The following is an 18,751-nucleotide window of genomic DNA, read 5'->3' on the forward strand; positions in this document are numbered from 1 at the left end:
TCATTCGCCCGCGCCCTCCTCGGCGAGGCGCCGGGCAAGCTCGGGCAGGTGCCGCGCCACATAGTCGGCGAGCCCCGGATGGTTCTTCTCGTCGAATTCAAGCTGCGGCTTTTCGCCGGGCGTAAGGCGCGCCACGACACGGCCATTGCCGTCCTCGATGGCGCGCGGCTGCGACTTCGGCGGCTTGCGGCCGGGCGCGCGCCTGGCCAGCCGGTCGAAAAGCAGGCGGAAGCGCTCGTCCGAACCCGCATCGGCAAAGCGGCCGGAGCGGATTTCTTCCTGCGCCATCACCACGGCGGCCTCGCGCTTGAGAAACTCCGCCAGTGCCAGCCAGCGCGGCCGTCCGGCCTTGGGCGCAGGGCCGATGGCGCGGGCGATGTCGGCGGGCACGGCGCCGGCCACGGCCAGAAGCCGCGTCATCTCGGCCTTGTGGATCGACAGTGCCCGCTGGACGATGCCGCGCTCGAAGCCGTGGGCGATCAGCGCATGGGCGAAAAAGGCGCGCTCGATGAAGGAGAGATTGCGCCGCTCGGTATTTTCCTTGCCCTGGGCGAGCACCAGCTCGTCATCGGTGAGCGTGCGGACGATGGCCTTGACCGGCTGGCCCAGGCGTGCGGCAGCGCGCACGCGGCGATGGCCGTAGGCGACCTGGTAGCGGCCGTCGGCCTTCGGGTGAGGGCGCAGGAGGACGGGAACCTGCTGGCCGTTCTCACGCATGCTGTCGACCAGCCCCTGAAAGGCTTCGTCCCCCTTGTCCTCGTGGCTCAGCCGGTCGCGCACGAGAGAGGGATCGATCAGTTCCGGGTCGATCTCGACCACGCGCTCGCCCCTGGTCAGGCTCTCCTTGATGGCGCGCGCCTCATCGAGCTCGCGCGTCATGGAATTGAGCGTAAGCCCCATGGCCTTGACCGCGCCCGAGGCGCTGCGCCCGCTTTGCCGGGCCGGCTGGCTCCTGGTTTCGGGTGCGGGTGGCGAGGGGGCCGGCGGTGTCGATGGAGCTCTGCCGGACGGGGCCGGGGAGGGCGCTTCGCCGGGAAGCGGGCCGCCGCCGAACAGGGCTTTGAGATGGTCCTTGCGTTTGCTCATGCAGCGCTCCCCTCGCGGCCCCCGTCACGACCCCAGGCCGTGCGCAGCAGCGCCTCCACCTCGACGTTGACAGCTGTCAACGCCTCCATGGCGCGGTCATAGGTCGTGCGGGTGAAATTGTCCCGGCCCACCTCGTAGAGCGTCTGCTTGGTCAGGCCGGCATCGGAGATGGCGGTGGATTTCACCATCGGCGCCGTCAGCACGCGCTCGCCGAACTGGGAGCGCAGAAAGCCGACGATCTGCGTCTGCGGCCCGTCATTGGGCTCGTATCGGGTGATGAGGTAGCGCAGGAAATCGAAATTGAGCGTGCCGCCGGCCGAGCGCACCACCGATAGAAGATCGGCGGTCATGTAGAGGAATTGGCTCATGGAGGCCACGTCCAGCATCTGCGGATGCACCGTCACGATGACCGAGGTGGCCGCGCACAGGGCCGACAGGGTGAGGAAGCCGAGCTGCGGCGGGCAATCGATGACGACGATGTCGTAATCGTCGGCCACCGAGGCGAGGGCTGTCTGGATGCGGGCGAAGAAGAAATCGTCGGCCCCCGATCCGGCCCCCGACCCTGATTGCCGGTCGGCCAGCATGCGCGGCGTCGTGTGCTCGAACTCGTGCAGTTCGAGATTGCCGGGCACGATGTCGAGCCCGTCGAAATAGGTCCTGCGAATGATCTGCGAAAGCGGCCGGCGCTCCTCGTCATAGCGGATCGCGCCGTAGAGCGTGTCGTTGCCGGTAAGGTCGATCTCCGGCTGATAGCCGAAGAGCGCCGACATGGAGGCCTGCGGGTCGAGATCGACGGCCAGCACGCGATAACCCTCCAGCGCCAGATGCTGCGCCAGATGGGCGCTTGTCGTGGTCTTGCCGGAGCCGCCCTTGAAATTGGTCACCGCGATCACCTGCAGATGCTCGCTCCGCGGGTCGCGCCACTTCACATAGGAGCGGGCCTTGGCGTGGTTACCCTTGAGGCGGGCCTGCGCCGCCAGATGCTGGCGCAGCGCGTTGATGTCGGCCAGCGAATAAAAGCGCCGCCCGCCGGGTCCGGTGTCGGGCTGCGGACCCTCGCCGGCAATCGACAACTGGCGCAGATAGCCGTCGGAGACGCCGATCAGCCTTGCCGCCTCGCCGCTCGTGAAGGTGCGCAGCACCTTGTTCGACGTCGGCGCGAAAAGCCGGTCGCGCAGCGCGCGCAACTGTTCGGACAGCAAGGCCGCGTCGGCCGCGATCGTCTCGTCCGCCGCCGGACTTCCGGCCACCGGGTTCGCGGTGTCTTCCAATGCCATTTTCCCTCCGGGAGGCCCACGCCTCCGTCTGCAATGGCTTTGCGCTGCGCCAAACATCCCATTGACAACGGTCAACGGGACGCGCCCAATCTCCGGCAGGGCTCCCGGCGCGGCCAATGATTAGCCGGCTCTTCCACCCTGCAGCACGCAGCTTATGCCGATTCGCCCCGTTCAGGCGACCCCGGTTACACTTTGCGCCGCAAATGCGGCCAGGGGGCCCGTATCGTCCGTTCGCACAAGCTACGCCCGGCTGCCCGGATTGATGCTGCCGGACCTTAGTTACGCCAAAACCATCTATCCACGATAAAACCCGTATCTATTGGTATCGGCACATCGCCCATCGTCAAGAAGTTTTTGGTTAACAAACGGTTAACGGGAATGGCCGCGGCCGGCCGGGCAGCGCCCAAGCCCATGATTTCGCGGCGTTTCAGGCGGTTGCACGGGATCGCCGCCGCCTTGCGCATGATGGGAGACGATGGCCCGGAAGGCCGACCTCCGCCCTGTGCTGGAAGCGACGGACTGTGAAGGACGGGGAGGGAAGAGCGGTGATTCTGCCGCCGCGGCTTTTCCCGTGCCGGGCGGCAACGCTCCACGCGGCTTACCCGCGCGGGTTCTACGTGCCCGCCATCAACCGCTCCACCGCCGCGCGGTCGGGGGCGCCCTCGCGGCCGCCGAAGCGGGTGCATTTCAGGGAGGCTGCGGCGTTGGCGAAGCGGATGGCGGTGCGGGTGTCCTTGCCTTCGCCAAGCATCAGGGCGAAGGCGCCGTGCCAGACGTCGCCGGCGCCCAGCGTGTCGACCACGGTCACCTTCGGCGCGGGTTCATGGGCGATGCCGCCCTTCTCGAGCCAGAACGTTCCGCGCCCGCCATCAGTGACGCAGACGAAGGCGTCGAGCCTGGCCGCAGCCTTGCCAAGGGCCTCGTCCAGCGCCTTCTTGCCGGTGAAGTCGCGCAGTCCCTGGGCGGAGAAGGCCGCGTGGGAGCACAGGCCGAGCGCGTCGGCGGCCTCCATCACCGGGGCTTCGGCGTCGATGACGCCCGGCTTGCCGCGCACCCGGGCGAGCCGCATCAGCGCTGCCGCGCCCTGCGGCCAGCGCGTGTCGGCAAGCGCGGCGTCGAAGGCGGGGACGGCGGCTTCCTCCAGCCAGTCCGCCCCGAAATCCATGTCGAGATCGCGGTAGTTGACGATCTGCCGCTCGCCGGCCGCATCGATGAAGATCGAGGAAAAGGACGAGCGCCGGCCGGCAAAGCGCTTGACCAGCCGGCAGTCGACGCCCTCGGTCGCCAGCCCGTCGAGGATCATCGTGCCGATGGCGTCATCGCCCAGCCGCGTGGCGAGCATCGCCTCGCCGCCCAGCCGGGCAATGGCCACGGCCGAATTGGCCCCGCCGCCGCCACCCACGATCGCCGCGTCCCTAGCCCGGTACTTCTCCGGCCGGGAGGGCATTTCGTCGAGATGCATGAGGAAATCGATGACGGCCACACCCGCCGTGACAATGCGCGCCAATGGTTCCTCCCTCGGACGTTTGGGGGCTTATAGCCGGGGGAGAGGGGGTTGTCATGGTGGGGCGGGGGTTATGGCTATGATCGACCGCCGTGCCCTGCGCTACCCCCCTCTGCCCTGCCGGGCATCTCCCCCTCAAGGGGGGAGATCATCTCTTCATTGACCTCCCGCCTCTTAAAGATCTGGCTGTTATGGGAAGGAGGAGGTGAAGGGTCTCGGCGTGAAACGCAGTCGTTGAATCAATCGAGCAGCGCGATCATCGTTTCCAGATGGCCCATGGCGCGGACGCCGTCTTCTATGGTGGGGGCGGTGCTGGGTTCGCCCTTCAGCGCCGCCACGGCATCGGCGATCAGGGCGTTGTAGCCCTTGTGATCCTCATTGGCGGCGGCGGTGAAATTGGGCGTCCATGACAGCGTGTCGACCTCGTTGGAAAGGCTCGCCGCCCGGTCGTCGGCCTTGAAGGGCGGGTCGCGGTAATAGGCGACGTTGATGACGTTGTTCACCTCCACCCTTGCATGGTCGCCCATGATCTGGATGGTCTCCATGGGGGTGCCGCGCGATTGTACCGTGCCCATGACGATGGTGCCGATGGCCTCGTTCTCGCAGGAAAAATTGAGATGGAACAGAAGGTGCCCGGGCGCGGGCTCCACCTTGCGCAGGGCCATCTCGGCGAAATCGGCGCCGGCCAGCCACGGGATAAGGTCCATGTAATGCACGCAGTGATGCAGGAAGAACCCGGTATAGTCGACTTCGCCGGCGAAATAGGTGGGCGCGGTCATATAGGTGCCGGTGATGCCCAGCACCGGACCGAACTCGGGCTTCTGCAGGACATTCCTGGCGATGCGGTTGCCGGTGGAATAGCGCTTCATGAAGCCGACCGCCACCGCCTTGCCGGCGCGCCTGGAGGCCGCGCTGATCTCCTGCGCGCCCCTGCTGGTGGCCGCCGGCGGCTTTTCCAGAAAGACGGGGAGGCCGCGGCCAAGCGCCTCGATGGCGGCGGCGTGGTGGAGGTCGGGGCCGACCGCCATGCCGATGGCGTCGAGGCCCTTGTGGGCGATGAGCTCCCGGTAATCGGCATAAACGTCCTTCACACCATATTGCCGGGCGGCGCGGCCGGCGGCCTCGCCATCGAGGTCGCAGACGGCGGCGATCTCCACGTCGTTGCGGCCAAGCTGCGGCAGGAGCATCTGGGAGGCGTGCCGGCCGCAGCCGATCCAGCCGATCTTCAGGCTCATTGGTTCACCTCCGCCAGCGCAAGGCAGGAGCGCACGAAGGCGAGCCCGGCCTTGAGCTTTTCGGTCTCGTCCTCGTGCGGCGGGCGCCAATGGGCGATCGGCAGGCCCACCCGGTCGTCGTCGCGGCGGAAAGGTTCCAGCGAGACCGGGCCTTCATAGGAGATGTCGCCCAGCGCCCGCATGATCGGCGGCCAGTCGATATGGCCGGTGCCGGGAAAACCGCGGTGGTTCTCGTTGGCCTGGAAATGGACGAGGCGGTGGCCGGCAAGGCGGATCGCGTCGGGCATGGAACGCTCCTCCATGTTCATGTGGAAAGTGTCGAGCACGATGCCGAGCCCGGCATCGGCGACGGCGTCGACTACGTGGACGGCCTGCCGCGTGGTCGAGACGATGTCGGTCTCGAAACGGTTGAGCGGTTCCAGCGCCAGCACCTTGCCGGCATCGCGAGCACGGGGAGCGGCCTGCGACAGGCCTTCCACGGTGCGCTCCTCGCGCGCTTTGCGCTCATCCTCGCCGTGCGGGGACGGGGCGCGGCCGGCAAAGACGAGCGGTTCGCCGTAAAGGGGGCCGCCGATGATGCGCGCGCCGATCCTGTCGGCCACCTCCACGCAATAGGCAAGATAGTCGAGCCCGCCCTTGCGGGCCGAAGGGTCGGCGCTGGCGATGGAGCGCTGAAGGTTGACGCGGGCGGCCAGCACGACGTCGAGCCCGTTATCCGCGAGCGCGGCGCGGGCCTCGGCCGGGTCGAAATCGTCCTCCGGCTCGGGCACCAGCATCTCGACGAAGTCGAAGCCGAGCGACTTGATGCGGGCGAACAGCGCAAAGTGCTCGCGGGTGAAGGGGCGCACGAACTGCATGGAAATTATGCCGACGGGGTTCTGCAATATCAATTCCTCTGTTGGTTCAGCCCTTCACCGCGCCCTGGGTGAGGCCGCTGATGAGACGCCGCTGGACGATGAGAAACAGGATGGTGGCGGGCAGCGCGCCGACGATGCCGCCGGCCGTGAGCAGGCCCCATTCCACCTGGTATTCGCCGATCAGCGTCTGGATGGCGACGGTGATGGGCCGCACGTTTCGGCCGCCCAGCGTCAGCGCGTAGAGATATTCGTTCCAAGCGGTGATGAAGATGTAGATGCCGGTGGCCACGATGCCGGGGGTGCACAGCGGCAGGATCACCCGCCACAGCGCGCCTAGCCGCGAGCAGCCATCGGTCATGGCCGCCTCGTCGATCGATTTGGGAATACCGTTGATATAGCTCGTCATCATCCAGACCGAGAACGGGATGGCGATGGTCGAATTGGCGATGATCAGGCCGATATGGGTGTCGAGGATGCCGACTTTGCGCATCAGCACGAAGAGCGGCAGGATCAGGAGAACGATGGGGAACATGTTGATGACGAGGAACTGCAAAAGCAGCACCCGTTTGCCCCGGAAGGAAAAGCGCGAGAAGGAATAGGCCGCCGTCACGCTGAGCGTCAGCCCCACCACCACCGTGCCGCCGGCGATGATGAAGGAGTGCATCAGGTTCTCCAGGAAGCCGACGGTCCGGAACAGGCGGACATAGTTCTCCAGCGTCGCGCCGACCAGGGAGGGACCGTCGGTGAACAGCCGGCTTTCCTGCGTCAGCGAGGTGATGAGCATCCACAGATAGGGGCCGAGCGTGAAGGCTAAGATCGCCAGCATCGGCAGGTCGACGGTAAGGATGCGGCGCAGCTTCGACTTCCTGCCGACCATCAGTTCACCGCCTTTCCGGCGCGCTTGAGATAGAGGATCACGAAGCCGAGCAGCATGATCGTGAACATCACCGCCAGCGCCGAGCCGTAGCCGAAATCCAGGTTGGTGCGCGATTTGACGAAGGCGTAGAGCGGCAGCGTGTAGGTGGCGTAGCCGGGTCCGCCGCCGGTCATGACGAAGATGACATCGATGGAATTGGCGACCCATATGGTGCGCAGCAGAACCGCCGTCACCAGCACGCCGGAAATGCCCGGCAGCGTGATGTGCCAGAACTGCCGCCAGGCGCTCGCCCCGTCGATGGAGGCGGCTTCGTAATAGCTGCGGGGGATCGACTGCAGCCCGGCCAGGATCATCACCGCAAAGAAGGGGAAGCCCTGCCAGGTGAGGGTGAGGATGATCGCATAGAGTGCGGTATCGGGATCGGCAAGCCAGGGGATGGAGCTCTTGAGGATATCCATGCGCAGCAGGAATTCGTTGAGCACGCCGTAATTGGCGTCGTAGATCCACACCCACATCAGGGCGATGACCACGCTGGGCAAAGCCCATGGGATGATGATGAGGGCGCGGGCGACGGGCCGCCAAGGGAATTTCTGGTTGAGAAGCAGCGCCGTGACGAGGCCCAGAAGCATTTGGGCCGGCACGGTGAGGCCGATCCAGATGGCGGTGTTCTTCAGCGATATCCAGAACACCTCGTCGGAAAGCGCGGCGGCGAAATTCTTGAGCCCGACAAAGGCGAAGCCGCTCGGCTTCCACAGGAGATAATCGTGCAGGCTCATCCAGGCCGCCTGCGCCATCGGCAGGAAGACGATGGCGAGCGTAACCAGCACCGCAGGCGACAGCATCGCGTAGGGCAGCACGCGGCGGGCGAGCGAGGCCCGGCCGCCCTTGGGAGGAGCCCCGGCTGCTGTAACGGAAAACGGTGTGTCGGTCATGATCGCTGGATTTCCGCGGCTGGCATCAGATCGAACTCTTCGTCGTGTCCCCGCCCTGAGCGTGTCGGAGGCAGGGCCATCGCATTGGTTTTGTTGCGGGCTCCGCCGACGAGCCTCCATCCTCGATCCCTCCCCTCAAGGGGGAGGGAGGAAGGGCGCAGCGCTCCTTGTGCGGTAGCCCTGCCGGCCGCAGCCTACGGGTTGTAAAGCGCGTCGATCGCCTGGTTCATCTCCCGGGCTGTGATCTCGCCCGTGAGCGCGCGCTGCATGTTGACCGGCCAGACCGTGTTCACGAAGTCGGAGGTCTCCGGCACGTTCGGCAGCAGCTCGGCAAAGGGCAGGGAATTGACCGTCGCGTCGACGAAGCGCTTTTCATGCAGCGTCCAGGAGCCCGAATCGGTCCTGGTGACGGGAAGCTGGCCGGTGGCCTCGTTGAAGAGCGCGTTGTTGCCGGCGCTGGACAGGAACGAGATCCATTTCCAGGCCGCTTCCTTGTTCTGCGCCGAAGACAGGATCGCGGTGGATTCGTCGCCAAAGGCGGTCCAGCGCCCGCCGCCGCATTCCGGCACGGTGGTGGCCGAGACCTTGTCCCCCAGCGCCTCGACCATGTCGGCGGACGATCCGATATGGTGGATCGTCATGGCCGTCTTGCCGGCCTGGAACGCGCCGATCACCTCCTTGAAGCCGTCATTGGGGGCGGATGGCGGGAAAACCTTGTCCTCGCGGAAGAGGTCCACCACGAACTGGGTGCCGGCGATAGCCTCCTCGGTCAGCATGCCCCCCGGCTCGAAGCTCACGTCGCGCGATAACACGAAGCTGCCCCAATGGTCATGGCCGCCCTTGCCGCCGCGGAACCCGAAGCCGTAGACGTCCGGCTGGCCGTCGCCGTCGGTATCGCGGGTGAGTTTCATTGCGACATCGCGGAACTCATCGCAGGTTCCTGGCACGTCGAGGCCAAGCTCATCGAGCATGTCCTGGCGATAATAAAGATACAGAACGACATACTGGATCGGCAGGTAGTAGGTATTGCCGTCGGACGCCCTGGTCAGGTTGAGCAGGTTGTCGAGCAGGTCGTCCTTGCCCTCCCAAGCCTCGACCATCTCGCCGACGGGCTCCAGCGCGCCCATTTCGAGAAGACGCGGCTGGGCGAACATCTTGACCATCGCCGCGTCAGGCGCGTTGCCGGCGACGATCGAGGTGTAGAGATTGTCGTAATAGCTGTTCCAGGGGATGTTCTCGGCCTCGATCCTGATGCCGGGGTTCTCCTCCTCGAACTTTTCGACCAGCGCCGACATGGGATTGTCGGCATTGTCGAAATGGTACCAGAAGCGGACGGTTTCGTCGGCCAGGGCGCTGCCGGCGCCAAGTATGGTGCCTGCCGCCAGCGCGGCAGCAAGGATCGTTCGTTTCATGTTCTGTCTCCTCCAATCGAGTGTTTTTATCATTTGCTTGCGCCCGCCATTTCCCGGAAGGCCAACGCTGCCTCCCTTGTGGCCGTGCGGGCTTCGGCCAGATCCAGGCTCATCTGCATGAAGCCGTGAACGACGCCCCGGTGAATGCGCAGACGGTCGGCCCTGCCGAGGGCGGTCAGCCGCGCATGGAGGTTTTCGGTGTCGGATCGCAGAGGATCGATGCCGGCGGCGTTGAGATAAAGCGGCGGCAGCGCGGCCAGCGCCGCGTCGCCGGCACGCAGGGGCGCGATCAGCGGGTTGGCGCGGGCGGCGGGATCGGGAGCGTACCAGTTCCAGTAGCGCATCATCTTGCCGCGCGTCAGGCCCGGCCCGCAGGCGTGCTCCAGATGGGATTGCGAGCCGAAATCATCATCATAGACACCGTAGAACAAAAGACCCTGGTCCGGCGCGGGCCGGCTTTCCGACTGCTCGTGGAGCATCAGCGCCAGCGCCAGATTGGCGCCCGCGCTGTCGCCGGCGACGGCGATGGGGCCTTGCATCGGGCCGAGCGGCGACGTACCGGCCTTTACCCGCCGCCATACGGTCACGCAATCGGCAAGACCGGCGGGGAAAGGGTGCTCGGGCGCCAGGCGGTAGGAGATCGACAGGACCGGCACACCGGCTTCGACCGCCAGCAGCCGGGCGGCGCGCTCATGGGTGTCGATGCTGCAAAAGGCCCAGCCGCCGCCATGGATGAAGAAGATCAGCCCCGACGCGGAGCGTGCGGGCGTGTAGAGCCGGCAGTCGATGACGCGGCCGTCCTCGATCGGGATCTGCAGATCGACGCAACGCTCGAGCGCGGGCAGGTCGCGGTTCCACCGGACATTGGCGGCTGCTGCCATGGCCCGGCCCTCGGCGGCCGGCATCAGGGTGGGGTCGCCCAGCCCGCCATCCTCGCGCACCAGCCTTTCGATAATGGCCTGCATCTCGGGCGAGGGGACGTTCGCGGGAGCGTCCATCAGCCGGGCACTCCGGGCTTGGCCACGATATGCGGTCCAAGGTCGACGATGGTCGTGATGTGGTGGGACAGCGCCTCCACGGCCCTGGTCGTATCGCCGCTGTCGAGCGCCTCGATGATGGCGAGGTGCCGGTCGGCCGTCTCGCGCAAGGCGCGATTGGGCTCGGAATTGAGGATCTTGTAGCGGTGGTTGTGGATGAGGCAGCGCCGCAGGATGGGCCGGATCGAAGGCAGGTCCGCAGCTTCGTAAAGCTGGAGGTGGAAGCTGCGGTCGTGGAGCGACAGAAGATACTCGTCGCCGTCGCCGGCAGCCGCCTGCATCGCCTCGATCTCGGCCGTCAGCTTGCGCTTCAGGCGCAGGTCGTAGCGCTCCATCACACGGGTCACGCCCCGGCATTCGATGTCGTGGCGCACGAGGATCAGTTCGCGCGCGTCGTCGCCCCGGCAGTCGGCAACATGGGTACCGCGGTGGGGCATGCGGTGGACGAGACCCTCTTCCTGCAATTGCAGGAGCGCCTCGCGGATGGTGCTCTGGCTGCAGGCGAAGCGCTGGGCCAGCTCCAGCTCGAGGATGGTTTCGTTGGGGGCGAGGTCGCCCAGCATGATGTCGCGCTGCAACTGCTCGAAGATGATTGCGCTGCGCCGGTTGGAGCGGGCGCCCGGCTTCTCCGAAAGCCGCCTCGCGCCGTCACCGGCAGCGTCGGGATCGAAATTTTCGAGCGCCATGCGCTTCGCCCTTGCGTAACGTTATCGTTATCGATAATTAATCGATATTGCGGACGGGATGCAAGAGGTTTCCTGAAATTATCTGCCGCGAACGAAGAATGACCGGCTGCGGGGCAGCGATGGACCGAAGCGTGAGCCTTTGGCGAACGGACGGTCGGGAGGAGGCACATGGCGAGCGTCACGCTGGAAAAGATCGTCAAGGACTACGGCAAGTTTCGCGCCGTCCACGGGGTGGACCTTAATATCCGCGACGGCGAGTTCGTCGCCCTTGTCGGCCCGTCCGGCTGCGGCAAGAGCACGCTGTTACGCATGGTGGCGGGCTTGGAGGAGATCTCGGGCGGGCGCATGCTGATCGGCGACAGGCTGGTCAACGAGGTGGAGCCGCGCGGCCGCGACGTGGCCATGGTGTTTCAGGATTATGCGCTCTACCCGCATATGTCGATTGCCGAGAATATCGGCTTCGGCCTGAGGATGCGCGGCGTGGCGAAGGGCGAGATCGAGCGCCTGGTGGCCGAGGCGGCGTCGATCCTCCAGATCGAGGACCTTTTAAGCCGCAAGCCGGGACAGCTTTCGGGCGGCCAGCGCCAGCGGGTGGCGATGGGACGCGCCATCGTGCGCCGGCCCAAGGTTTTCCTGTTCGACGAACCGCTTTCCAACCTCGATGCCAAACTGCGCGTCGACATGCGCACCCAGATCAAGCGCCTGCACCAGATGCTGGCCACCACCACCATCTATGTGACCCACGACCAGGTGGAAGCGATGACGCTGGCCGACCGGGTCGTGATCCTGAAGGACGGCCGCATCATGCAGGCGGGCGCGCCGAACGAGGTCTATGCCAGGCCCAACAGCCGGTTCGTCGGCGAGTTCATCGGCTCGCCGCAGATGAACATGCTTGCCGCCCGCGTCGACCGCGCCGGACGGAGCCCCGCCATCCGCTACGGTGCGTTCAACGTGCCGCTCAGCGACGTCGAGGCCGCGGACGGAGCCGAGGTGGTGCTGGGTTTCAGGCCGGAGCATCTGCAGGTCTGCGCACCCGAACGGGCAAGCTTTGCCGCGGTGGTGGACGTGTTCGAGCCGCTCGGCTCCGATACGCTTGCCGTGTGCATGCTGGAGGGAGCCGAGATCACCGCGCGGCTGGATCCCGAGCTGCCGCTGGAAAAGGGCGGGACGCTGCATTTTTCCGTGGACCCGGCGCGGATACATCTTTTCGATGCGCAGAATGGTGCGAGGCTGGCTTTTCAGGCTTGAGCGCCGCTATGCGGCCAGGCGCAGATCCTGCATTATTTCGGCGGCAAGCGTGAAGGATTTCACCCGGGCCGCATGATCGTGGATCTGGCCGGTGAGGATCAGCTCGTCGGGCCGGTGGCGCTCGACGAAACCCTGCAGGGCCTTCCGCACCGTTTCCGGCGCGCCGGCGGCGGTGCAGGCGAGCGCCTGGTCGACCATGGCGCGGACCGCCGGGTCCAGATGGGCGTCAATGTCGTGCACCGGGCGGGGCAAGGGCCCCGGCTTGCCGGTGCGTAGATTGGCGAAGGCCTGCTGCATGGAGGTCTTCAGGAAAAGGCCTTCCTCGTCGGTGTCGGCGGCGAAGACGTTTAGCGCCATCATGAAATGGGGCTTGTCGAGCTGCGCCGAGGGCCGGAAGGTTTCGCGGTAGACGGCGACCGCCTGTTCGAGCGCGGCCGGCGCGAAATGCGAGGCGAAGGCGTAGGGCAGGCCCAGATGCGCGGCAAGCTGCGCGCCGTAGAGGCTGGACCCCAGAATCCATACCGGGACATAGGTGCCGATGCCGGGAATGGCGCGCACCTTCTGGCCGGGCTCGCCGTCGCCCAGATACGCCATCAGCTCCATCACGTCCTGCGGGAAGCCATCGCCATTTTCCAGGCTGCGCCGAAGCGCCCGCGTCGTCGGCATGTCCGTTCCCGGCGCGCGGCCAAGGCCGAGATCGATGCGCCCGGGATAGAGTGTGGCGAGCGTGCCGAACTGCTCGGCGATGACGAGCGGTGCGTGATTGGGCAGCATCACCCCGCCCGCGCCGACACGGATGCGCCTGGTCACGGCCGCCACCTGCCCGATCAGCACGGCGGTGGCCGCGCTGGCGATACCCGGCATGTTGTGATGCTCAGCCAGCCAGTAGCGCGTGTAGCCGGCAGCTTCCGCCTTGCCTGCTAGATCCAGCGTGTTGGCGAGCGCGTCGGCAACCGAAGCGCCTTCGGGAACGGGGGCAAGGTCGAGGACGGAGAACGGGATCATGGGTGGGCTCCCTGTTGCCTGATCGGCATATATGGACATTCGCGCCGCCAGGTGAAAGAGCTGCCGGCACGCCGGCCTCGACGATCCTTCACGAGCCGGAGCCGCGTTCCCCCGTACCGGTGAAAAGCTGGATCACCGCATCCTGCGCCACGGCGATGTGATATCTGAGCGCCGCCAGCAGCCGGTCGCGGCTGCCTTCCTTCAATGCTTCCACAATCGGCTCGTGGGTGGCGGCCAGGCGGTGGGGGTCGTCGTAGAGCTTGCCGATGAGCGTGATGCCGCAGCGCATTTCGGTGGCCAGCTCGTCATAGACCTTGAGCAGCCTTCTGTTGCCGCTCGCCTGGCAGAGCATGCGGTGGAAGGTGAAGTCCTCGAAGATCTGCTGCTCGAAGGAGCCCTGGTCGGCGAGCGTGTACATCTTCTCGATCTGGCGCTGCAGGCCGGCGATGTCGGCGGGGCCAATGCGGTCGATGGCGATGGAGGCGGCGTGGAGCTCCAGGCCGATCCGCAGCTCGTATATGTCGCGCAGATCCTCGGCCTTGAGCGTGCGCACGAAAAAGCCGCGGCGCGGGCTGGAGACGACGAGGCCCTGGCTTTCCAGAAGGCGGGCGGCCTCGCGGATCGGAGCGCGGCTGGTGCCGAACTCGCGGGACAGCTGCAGCTCCGTCAGGCGGGCGCCGGGCTTGAGCCGGCCGGTCACGATGGCTTCGGTTATCTGGCGCGCGATCTGGGTGACGAGATCGGTGGCCGTGACAGCGGAGAAAAGCCGCGCGTCGCCGGGGCCGCCGGTTCGGTCCGCACCTTGCCGGTCCCTGTCTTGATCGCCGGGTCTGTCGTCCATCGGCCTCGTTCCCGTTCATGCCCTCGGTCTGCTTTCGGCGGACCTTCCCAAATTGCAGGACTCCGCGCCGCTGGCGCGAGGACCTTGGCGAGTATTTCTGAATTTTTGCCGATTGTCGACAATTGACATGATGGAGCCGCTGTGGTTGCCTGACTGCTCTTGGCGGGTTCGCCGCGCCGGATGGCCTTGGTCCTGGCATCGAGGGCTCGGAAGCGCTTGCGCTTTCCGGCGTTCCACCAGAAGGGGGATTAGATGACCGCGCACAGCCGACTTGCGGATACGCAGAAGCGCTCCGGCAACGATAACGAGATCCAGCCGCGCGAGCGCATCGAGCTTACGGCCGCCTATAGGCTGATCGCGCATTATCACCTTGACGACAGCATATTCACCCACATCTCCAGCCGCGCGCCGCGCGAGGAAGGCGAGCATGCCTTCCTCATCAACCCGTTCGGCCTGCGCTTCGACGAGGTGACGGCATCGAGCCTGGTGACCGTCGACATCAACGGCGACATCCTGCGCGACGACCATGGCGCGGGCATCAACAAGGCCGGCTTCACCATTCACAGCGCCGTCCACGCCGCGCGGCCGGATGTGCACTGTGTGCTGCACACGCATACGGTGGCCGGCGTCGCCATCTCCTCGATGGAGGAAGGAATCTTGCCGCTGAATCAGTGGTCGCTGCAGTTCCACAAACGTGTCGCCTTCCACGACTATGAAGGCATCGCGCTGGACCTCGGCGAACGCGAGCGCCTGGTGGCCGATCTCGGCGACCGCAATGTGATGATCCTGCGCAATCACGGGCTGCTCACCTGCGGACGCACGGTGGGCGAGGCCTTCGCGCTGATGTTCAACATGGAGCGCGCCTGCCGGGCGCAGCTTGCCATCATGTCGTCCGGCGGCACGCCGCGACTGATCGACGAGGCCCTGGCGGAAAAGACCGCCCGCCAATACGAGGGCTGGGACAAGCACCAGACCGGCAACAAGCCGGACCCGCAGTGGGACGCTTTCCAGCGCCTCGCCATCAAGCACTATCCGGACCTCGTGGATTGATAAGGGTGATCTGACGGGGCAGACGGACAAGCAAAGCCAATCGGACCGGCGAAGAAGAGGCAATCAGCCCGCCACGCCGGCAAAAAAGGGGAACGACAGCCATGCTGAAAAGACTGACGACACTCGCGGCGGCCCTCCTGGTCTCCACCGCTCTTCACGCCGAGCCGGTTTCCGGCGGGCGCGCCAATGTGGTGATCCAGCCAGAACCGCCGAGCCTGATGGTCGGTCTGGTGCAGAACGGGCCGACCCAGATGGTGGCCGGCAACATCTATGAGGGCCTGCTGCGCTACGACACCGATCTGGAGCCGATGCCGCAGCTCGCAAAATCGTGGGAGGTCTCCGAGGACGGGCTGACCTACACGTTCAAGCTGCACGACAATGTGAAGTGGCACGACGGCGAGCCCTTCACGTCGGCCGATGTCGTCTTCTCCGCGGACAAGTTCCTGCGGGAGACCCATGCGCGCCTGCGCACCTCGCTCGAACATGTGGAATCGATCACCGCGCCGGACGAGGCGACCGTCGTCTTCAAGCTCAAGCAACCCTTCGGCCCCTTCATGGGCATCTTCGAGGTCGGCACCATGCCGATGATCCCGAAGCACATCTATGAAGGCACGGACTACGAGAACAACCCCGCCAACAACACGCCGATCGGCACCGGTCCGTTCAAGTTCGAGGAATGGGTAAAGGGCTCGCATATCCGTCTCGTCAGGAACGAGGACTATTATGAGAAGGGCCTGCCCTATCTCGACGAGATCTACTGGCATGTGATCCCGGATGCCGCCTCCCGCGCGGTGGCCTATGAGACGGGCGTGGTCGACATCCTGCCGGGCGGTTCGGTGGAGAATTTCGACGTCCAGCGCATCGCCGCGATGGACAATACCTGCATCACCGACAAGGGCTGGGAGTATTTCGGTCCCCATTCGTGGATGTGGCTGAACAACCGCGAAGGTCCGACCGCCGACAAGCGTTTCCGGCAGGCGGTGATGTATGCGATGGACCGCGAGTTCGCCAAAAGCGCCTTGTGGAACGATCTTGGCAAGATCGCCCACAGCCCGGTTTCGTCTTCCACGCGGTTCTTCACCGACGACGTGAACAAATACGATCACGACCCGGAAAAGGCGAAGGCGCTTCTGGACGAGATGGGCTATGACGGTGAAACCGTGCGCCTTCTGCCGTTGCCCTATGGCGAGACCTGGCAGCGCTGGGCCGAGGCGGTGAAGCAGAATCTCGGCGAGGTGGGCATCAATGTCGAGATCGTCGCCACGGATGTGGCCGGCTGGAACCAGAAGCTGGCCGAGTGGGACTACGACATGGCCTTCACCTATCTCTACCAGTATGGCGACCCGGCGTTGGGCGTGGCCCGCAACTACATCTCCAGCAACATCGCCAAGGGATCGCAGTGGAACAATGTCGAAGGCTATGAAAACCCGAAGGTCGACGAACTGTTCGCGCAGGCCGCGGTCGCCGTGACCAAGGAGGAGCGCCAGCAGCTCTATACGGAAGTCCAGCAGATACTGACGGAGGACGTTCCGGTCGCCTGGCTTCTGGAACTCGGCTTCCCGACCATCTACCGCTGCAACGTCAAGGATCTGGTGACCACGGCCATCGGCGTCAATGACGGGTTCAAGGACGCTTACATCGAAGAGTGAGATCGCGGATCTGTTTGCGTTTGCGCCCTTCGCGCCCCCCTCTGTCCTGCCGGACATCTCCCCCTCAAGGGGGGAGATCAGCCTTCATAGCTGTTGCGCTTTTCCTGCAGCGGTTGGAGAGCGGCGAAGCCAGTCGTGACAGCTAATCTCCCCCCTTGAGGGGGAGATGCCTGGCAAGGCAGAGGGGGGTGAACAGGCGCATACCGTCGACGTTAGCCACCAGTGAGGCTCGAGCCAGTAACCCATGCTACGCTTTATCCTGATGCGACTGGGCAAGGCGGCGATCATCCTGATCGCCATCCTGATCCTGAACTTCTTCCTCATCCACGCCGCGCCCGGCGACCCGGCCGCCGTGATGGCGGGGGAGGCGGGCGCGGCCGACGAGAAATTCATCGCCGATCTGCGCGCGCGGTTCGGCCTGGACAAGCCGCTCCTCACCCAGCTCGGCATCTATCTCGGCGGCGTGCTGCAGTTCGACCTCGGCTTTTCCTACCGGCAGCAGATGCCGGTGGCCGATCTCATCTTCTCGCGCCTGCCGGCCACGCTGCTTCTGACCATGACGGCGTTCGTCATTTCATTGCTGCTTGGGACATTGGCCGGCGTGCTGGCCTCGGCGCGGGTCGGCAAATGGTCCGACACGCTGATCTCCACCCTGGCGCTGCTGTTTTACGCCACGCCGCTGTTCTGGGCGGCATTGATGGCGGTTCTTCTGTTTTCCGTCACGCTCAACTGGCTGCCGGGCTTCGGCTATGAGACGGTGGGGGCAAATTATACCGGCTTCAGGCGCGTTCTCGACATCGGCCAGCATCTCATCCTGCCGGCGACCACGCTCGGCCTGTTCTTCATGGCCGTCTACATGCGCATGACGCGCGCCTCCATGCTGGAGGTGAGCCAGCTCGACTTCGTCAAGACGGCGCGCGCCAAGGGGCTGCGGTCAGGCATCATCCAGCGCCGCCACATTTTCCGCAACGCGATGCTGCCGGTCGTCACCCTGGCCGGCCTGCAGGCGGGGCAATTGGTGGGCGGGGCGGTGCTCACCGAAACGGTGTTCGCCTGGCCGGGCATCGGGCGGCTGATGTTCGAGGCGCTGGCGCAGCGCGATTACAACGTGCTGCTCGGCGTGTTTTTCGTCTCGTCGGCCATGGTGCTCCTCTTCAACCTCATCACGGACGTCCTGTACCGGTTCGTCGATCCCAGAATACGGGTGGGCTGACATGGCCGATTTCTGGAAACGCTTTTCCCGCAATCGCGGCGCCGTCATCGGGGTGGTGATCCTGGTCATCGTGCTTGTGGTGGCCATCCTGGCGCCGGTGCTCTTTCAGCAATCGCCCTGGCGCATGGTCCAGCGGCCGTTCCTGGCGCCCTTCGACATGCCATCCCATCCGCTCGGTACCGACGCGCTGGGCCGGGACGTTCTGACGGGGCTGGCCTATGGCGCCCAGGTTTCGCTGCTGGTGGGGCTGGTCTCGACCGGGGCAGCGCTGCTGATCGGCATCCCGGTCGGTGCGCTGGCCGGCTATTTCGGCGGCTGGGCGGACGATGCGCTGATGCGTTTCACCGAGTTCTTTCAGACGGTGCCGAGCTTCGCGCTGGCCATCGTGCTGGTGGCGATCTTCCAGCCCAGCATCTATTCCATCGTCGCGGCCATCGCCATCGTAAGCTGGCCGCCGGTGGCCCGTCTGGTGCGCGGCGAGGTGCTGTCGCTGCGCTCCCGCGAATATGTGGAGGCGGCGATCCTTTCGGGGCAGACCAGCGGCACGATCATCCTGCGGCAGGTGCTGCCCAACACGATCTCGCCGATCATCGTCCTGGCATCGCTGATGGTGGCGACGGCGATCCTGCTGGAATCCTCGCTTTCCTTTCTCGGGCTGGGCGACCCCAATCTGATGTCGTGGGGATACATGATCGGGGCGGCGCGCACCGTCATCAGGCAGGCCTGGTGGCTCTCCTTCTTTCCCGGCGTCGCCATCCTGCTCACCGTCCTGGCGCTCAACCTGATCGGCGAAGGCCTCAACGATGCGCTCAACCCGCGCCTGGCGCGAAAGGGGAAATAGC

General features: G+C 65.5%; 17 protein-coding genes. 5 read left to right on the forward strand and 12 right to left on the reverse strand.

The window, feature by feature from the left end; translation table 11 throughout:
• The 10 genes from repB to NTH_RS21790 all read right to left on the reverse strand — a co-directional run bounded on the left by repB (position 1) and on the right by NTH_RS21790 (position 10,903).
• On the reverse strand, positions 1-1,086 hold the full coding sequence (repB, locus tag NTH_RS21745) for a plasmid partitioning protein RepB (RefSeq protein ID WP_338532053.1): 1,086 nt from the start codon (positions 1,084-1,086) through the stop codon (positions 1-3).
• Positions 1,083-2,363: a plasmid partitioning protein RepA gene (gene repA / locus NTH_RS21750; RefSeq protein WP_338532054.1), complete on the reverse strand. Its 1,281-nt coding sequence runs from the start codon at positions 2,361-2,363 to the stop codon at positions 1,083-1,085. The genes repB and repA overlap by 4 nt, the downstream gene beginning before the upstream one ends.
• 613 nt (positions 2,364-2,976) lie before the next feature.
• Positions 2,977-3,870: a PfkB family carbohydrate kinase gene (locus tag NTH_RS21755; RefSeq protein ID WP_338532055.1), complete on the reverse strand. Its 894-nt coding sequence runs from the start codon at positions 3,868-3,870 to the stop codon at positions 2,977-2,979.
• 236 nt (positions 3,871-4,106) lie between these two features.
• Positions 4,107-5,102 (reverse strand): Gfo/Idh/MocA family protein, encoded by a 996-nt coding sequence (locus NTH_RS21760; RefSeq protein WP_338532056.1) that lies wholly within the window; start codon positions 5,100-5,102, stop codon positions 4,107-4,109.
• Positions 5,099-5,986: a sugar phosphate isomerase/epimerase family protein gene (locus NTH_RS21765; RefSeq protein WP_338532057.1), complete on the reverse strand. Its 888-nt coding sequence runs from the start codon at positions 5,984-5,986 to the stop codon at positions 5,099-5,101. The genes NTH_RS21760 and NTH_RS21765 overlap by 4 nt, the downstream gene beginning before the upstream one ends.
• A 19-nt stretch (positions 5,987-6,005) precedes the next feature.
• A complete protein-coding gene (locus NTH_RS21770) occupies positions 6,006-6,839 on the reverse strand; it encodes a carbohydrate ABC transporter permease (protein ID WP_338532233.1) in 834 nt (277 codons plus the stop codon).
• Positions 6,836-7,768, reverse strand: coding sequence for a carbohydrate ABC transporter permease (locus NTH_RS21775; RefSeq protein WP_338532058.1), 933 nt, complete (start codon positions 7,766-7,768; stop codon positions 6,836-6,838). Before NTH_RS21775 ends, NTH_RS21770 begins: the two co-directional genes overlap by 4 nt.
• A gap of 194 nt (positions 7,769-7,962) precedes the next feature.
• The gene (locus NTH_RS21780; RefSeq protein ID WP_338532059.1) at positions 7,963-9,180 is read right to left on the reverse strand and encodes an ABC transporter substrate-binding protein; all 1,218 of its coding nucleotides are present in this window, start codon (positions 9,178-9,180) and stop codon (positions 7,963-7,965) included.
• A 29-nt stretch (positions 9,181-9,209) separates the two neighbouring features.
• On the reverse strand, positions 9,210-10,178 hold the full coding sequence (locus NTH_RS21785) for an alpha/beta hydrolase (protein WP_338532060.1): 969 nt from the start codon (positions 10,176-10,178) through the stop codon (positions 9,210-9,212).
• Complete coding sequence (locus NTH_RS21790; protein WP_338532061.1) at positions 10,178-10,903, reverse strand: GntR family transcriptional regulator; 726 nt, start codon at positions 10,901-10,903, stop codon at positions 10,178-10,180. The genes NTH_RS21785 and NTH_RS21790 overlap by 1 nt, the downstream gene beginning before the upstream one ends.
• A gap of 168 nt (positions 10,904-11,071) precedes the next feature.
• Between NTH_RS21790 and NTH_RS21795 the strand changes: the two genes are divergently transcribed.
• A complete protein-coding gene (locus NTH_RS21795; protein WP_338532062.1) occupies positions 11,072-12,151 on the forward strand; it encodes an ABC transporter ATP-binding protein in 1,080 nt (359 codons plus the stop codon).
• Between the two features lie 6 nt (positions 12,152-12,157).
• Here the strand turns inward: NTH_RS21795 and NTH_RS21800 are convergent, their stop codons facing one another.
• Entirely contained in the window at positions 12,158-13,156 is a 999-nt protein-coding gene (locus tag NTH_RS21800; RefSeq protein ID WP_338532063.1) for an LLM class flavin-dependent oxidoreductase, read from the reverse strand.
• Between the two features lie 88 nt (positions 13,157-13,244).
• Positions 13,245-13,997 (reverse strand): GntR family transcriptional regulator, encoded by a 753-nt coding sequence (locus NTH_RS21805; protein ID WP_338532064.1) that lies wholly within the window; start codon positions 13,995-13,997, stop codon positions 13,245-13,247.
• Between the two features lie 252 nt (positions 13,998-14,249).
• Between NTH_RS21805 and NTH_RS21810 the strand changes: the two genes are divergently transcribed.
• The 4 genes from NTH_RS21810 (at position 14,250) to NTH_RS21825 (ending at position 18,750) form a co-directional block, all read left to right on the forward strand.
• Positions 14,250-15,047 carry a class II aldolase/adducin family protein gene (locus tag NTH_RS21810; protein ID WP_338532065.1) on the forward strand — a complete coding sequence of 266 codons (798 nt, stop codon included), beginning with the start codon at positions 14,250-14,252 and terminating at the stop codon, positions 15,045-15,047.
• A gap of 101 nt (positions 15,048-15,148) precedes the next feature.
• Entirely contained in the window at positions 15,149-16,696 is a 1,548-nt protein-coding gene (locus tag NTH_RS21815) for an ABC transporter substrate-binding protein (protein ID WP_338532066.1), read from the forward strand.
• 244 nt (positions 16,697-16,940) lie between these two features.
• Positions 16,941-17,909, forward strand: a complete 969-nt coding sequence (locus tag NTH_RS21820) for an ABC transporter permease (protein ID WP_338532067.1) — start codon at positions 16,941-16,943, stop codon at positions 17,907-17,909.
• Between the two features lies 1 nt (position 17,910).
• Complete coding sequence (locus NTH_RS21825) at positions 17,911-18,750, forward strand: ABC transporter permease (protein ID WP_338532068.1); 840 nt, start codon at positions 17,911-17,913, stop codon at positions 18,748-18,750.
• Position 18,751 lies beyond the last annotated feature (1 nt).

Origin of the sequence: Nitratireductor thuwali (assembly GCF_036621415.1) — a bacterium.
GTDB classification, from domain to species: Bacteria; Pseudomonadota; Alphaproteobacteria; order Rhizobiales; family Rhizobiaceae; genus Chelativorans; species Chelativorans thuwali.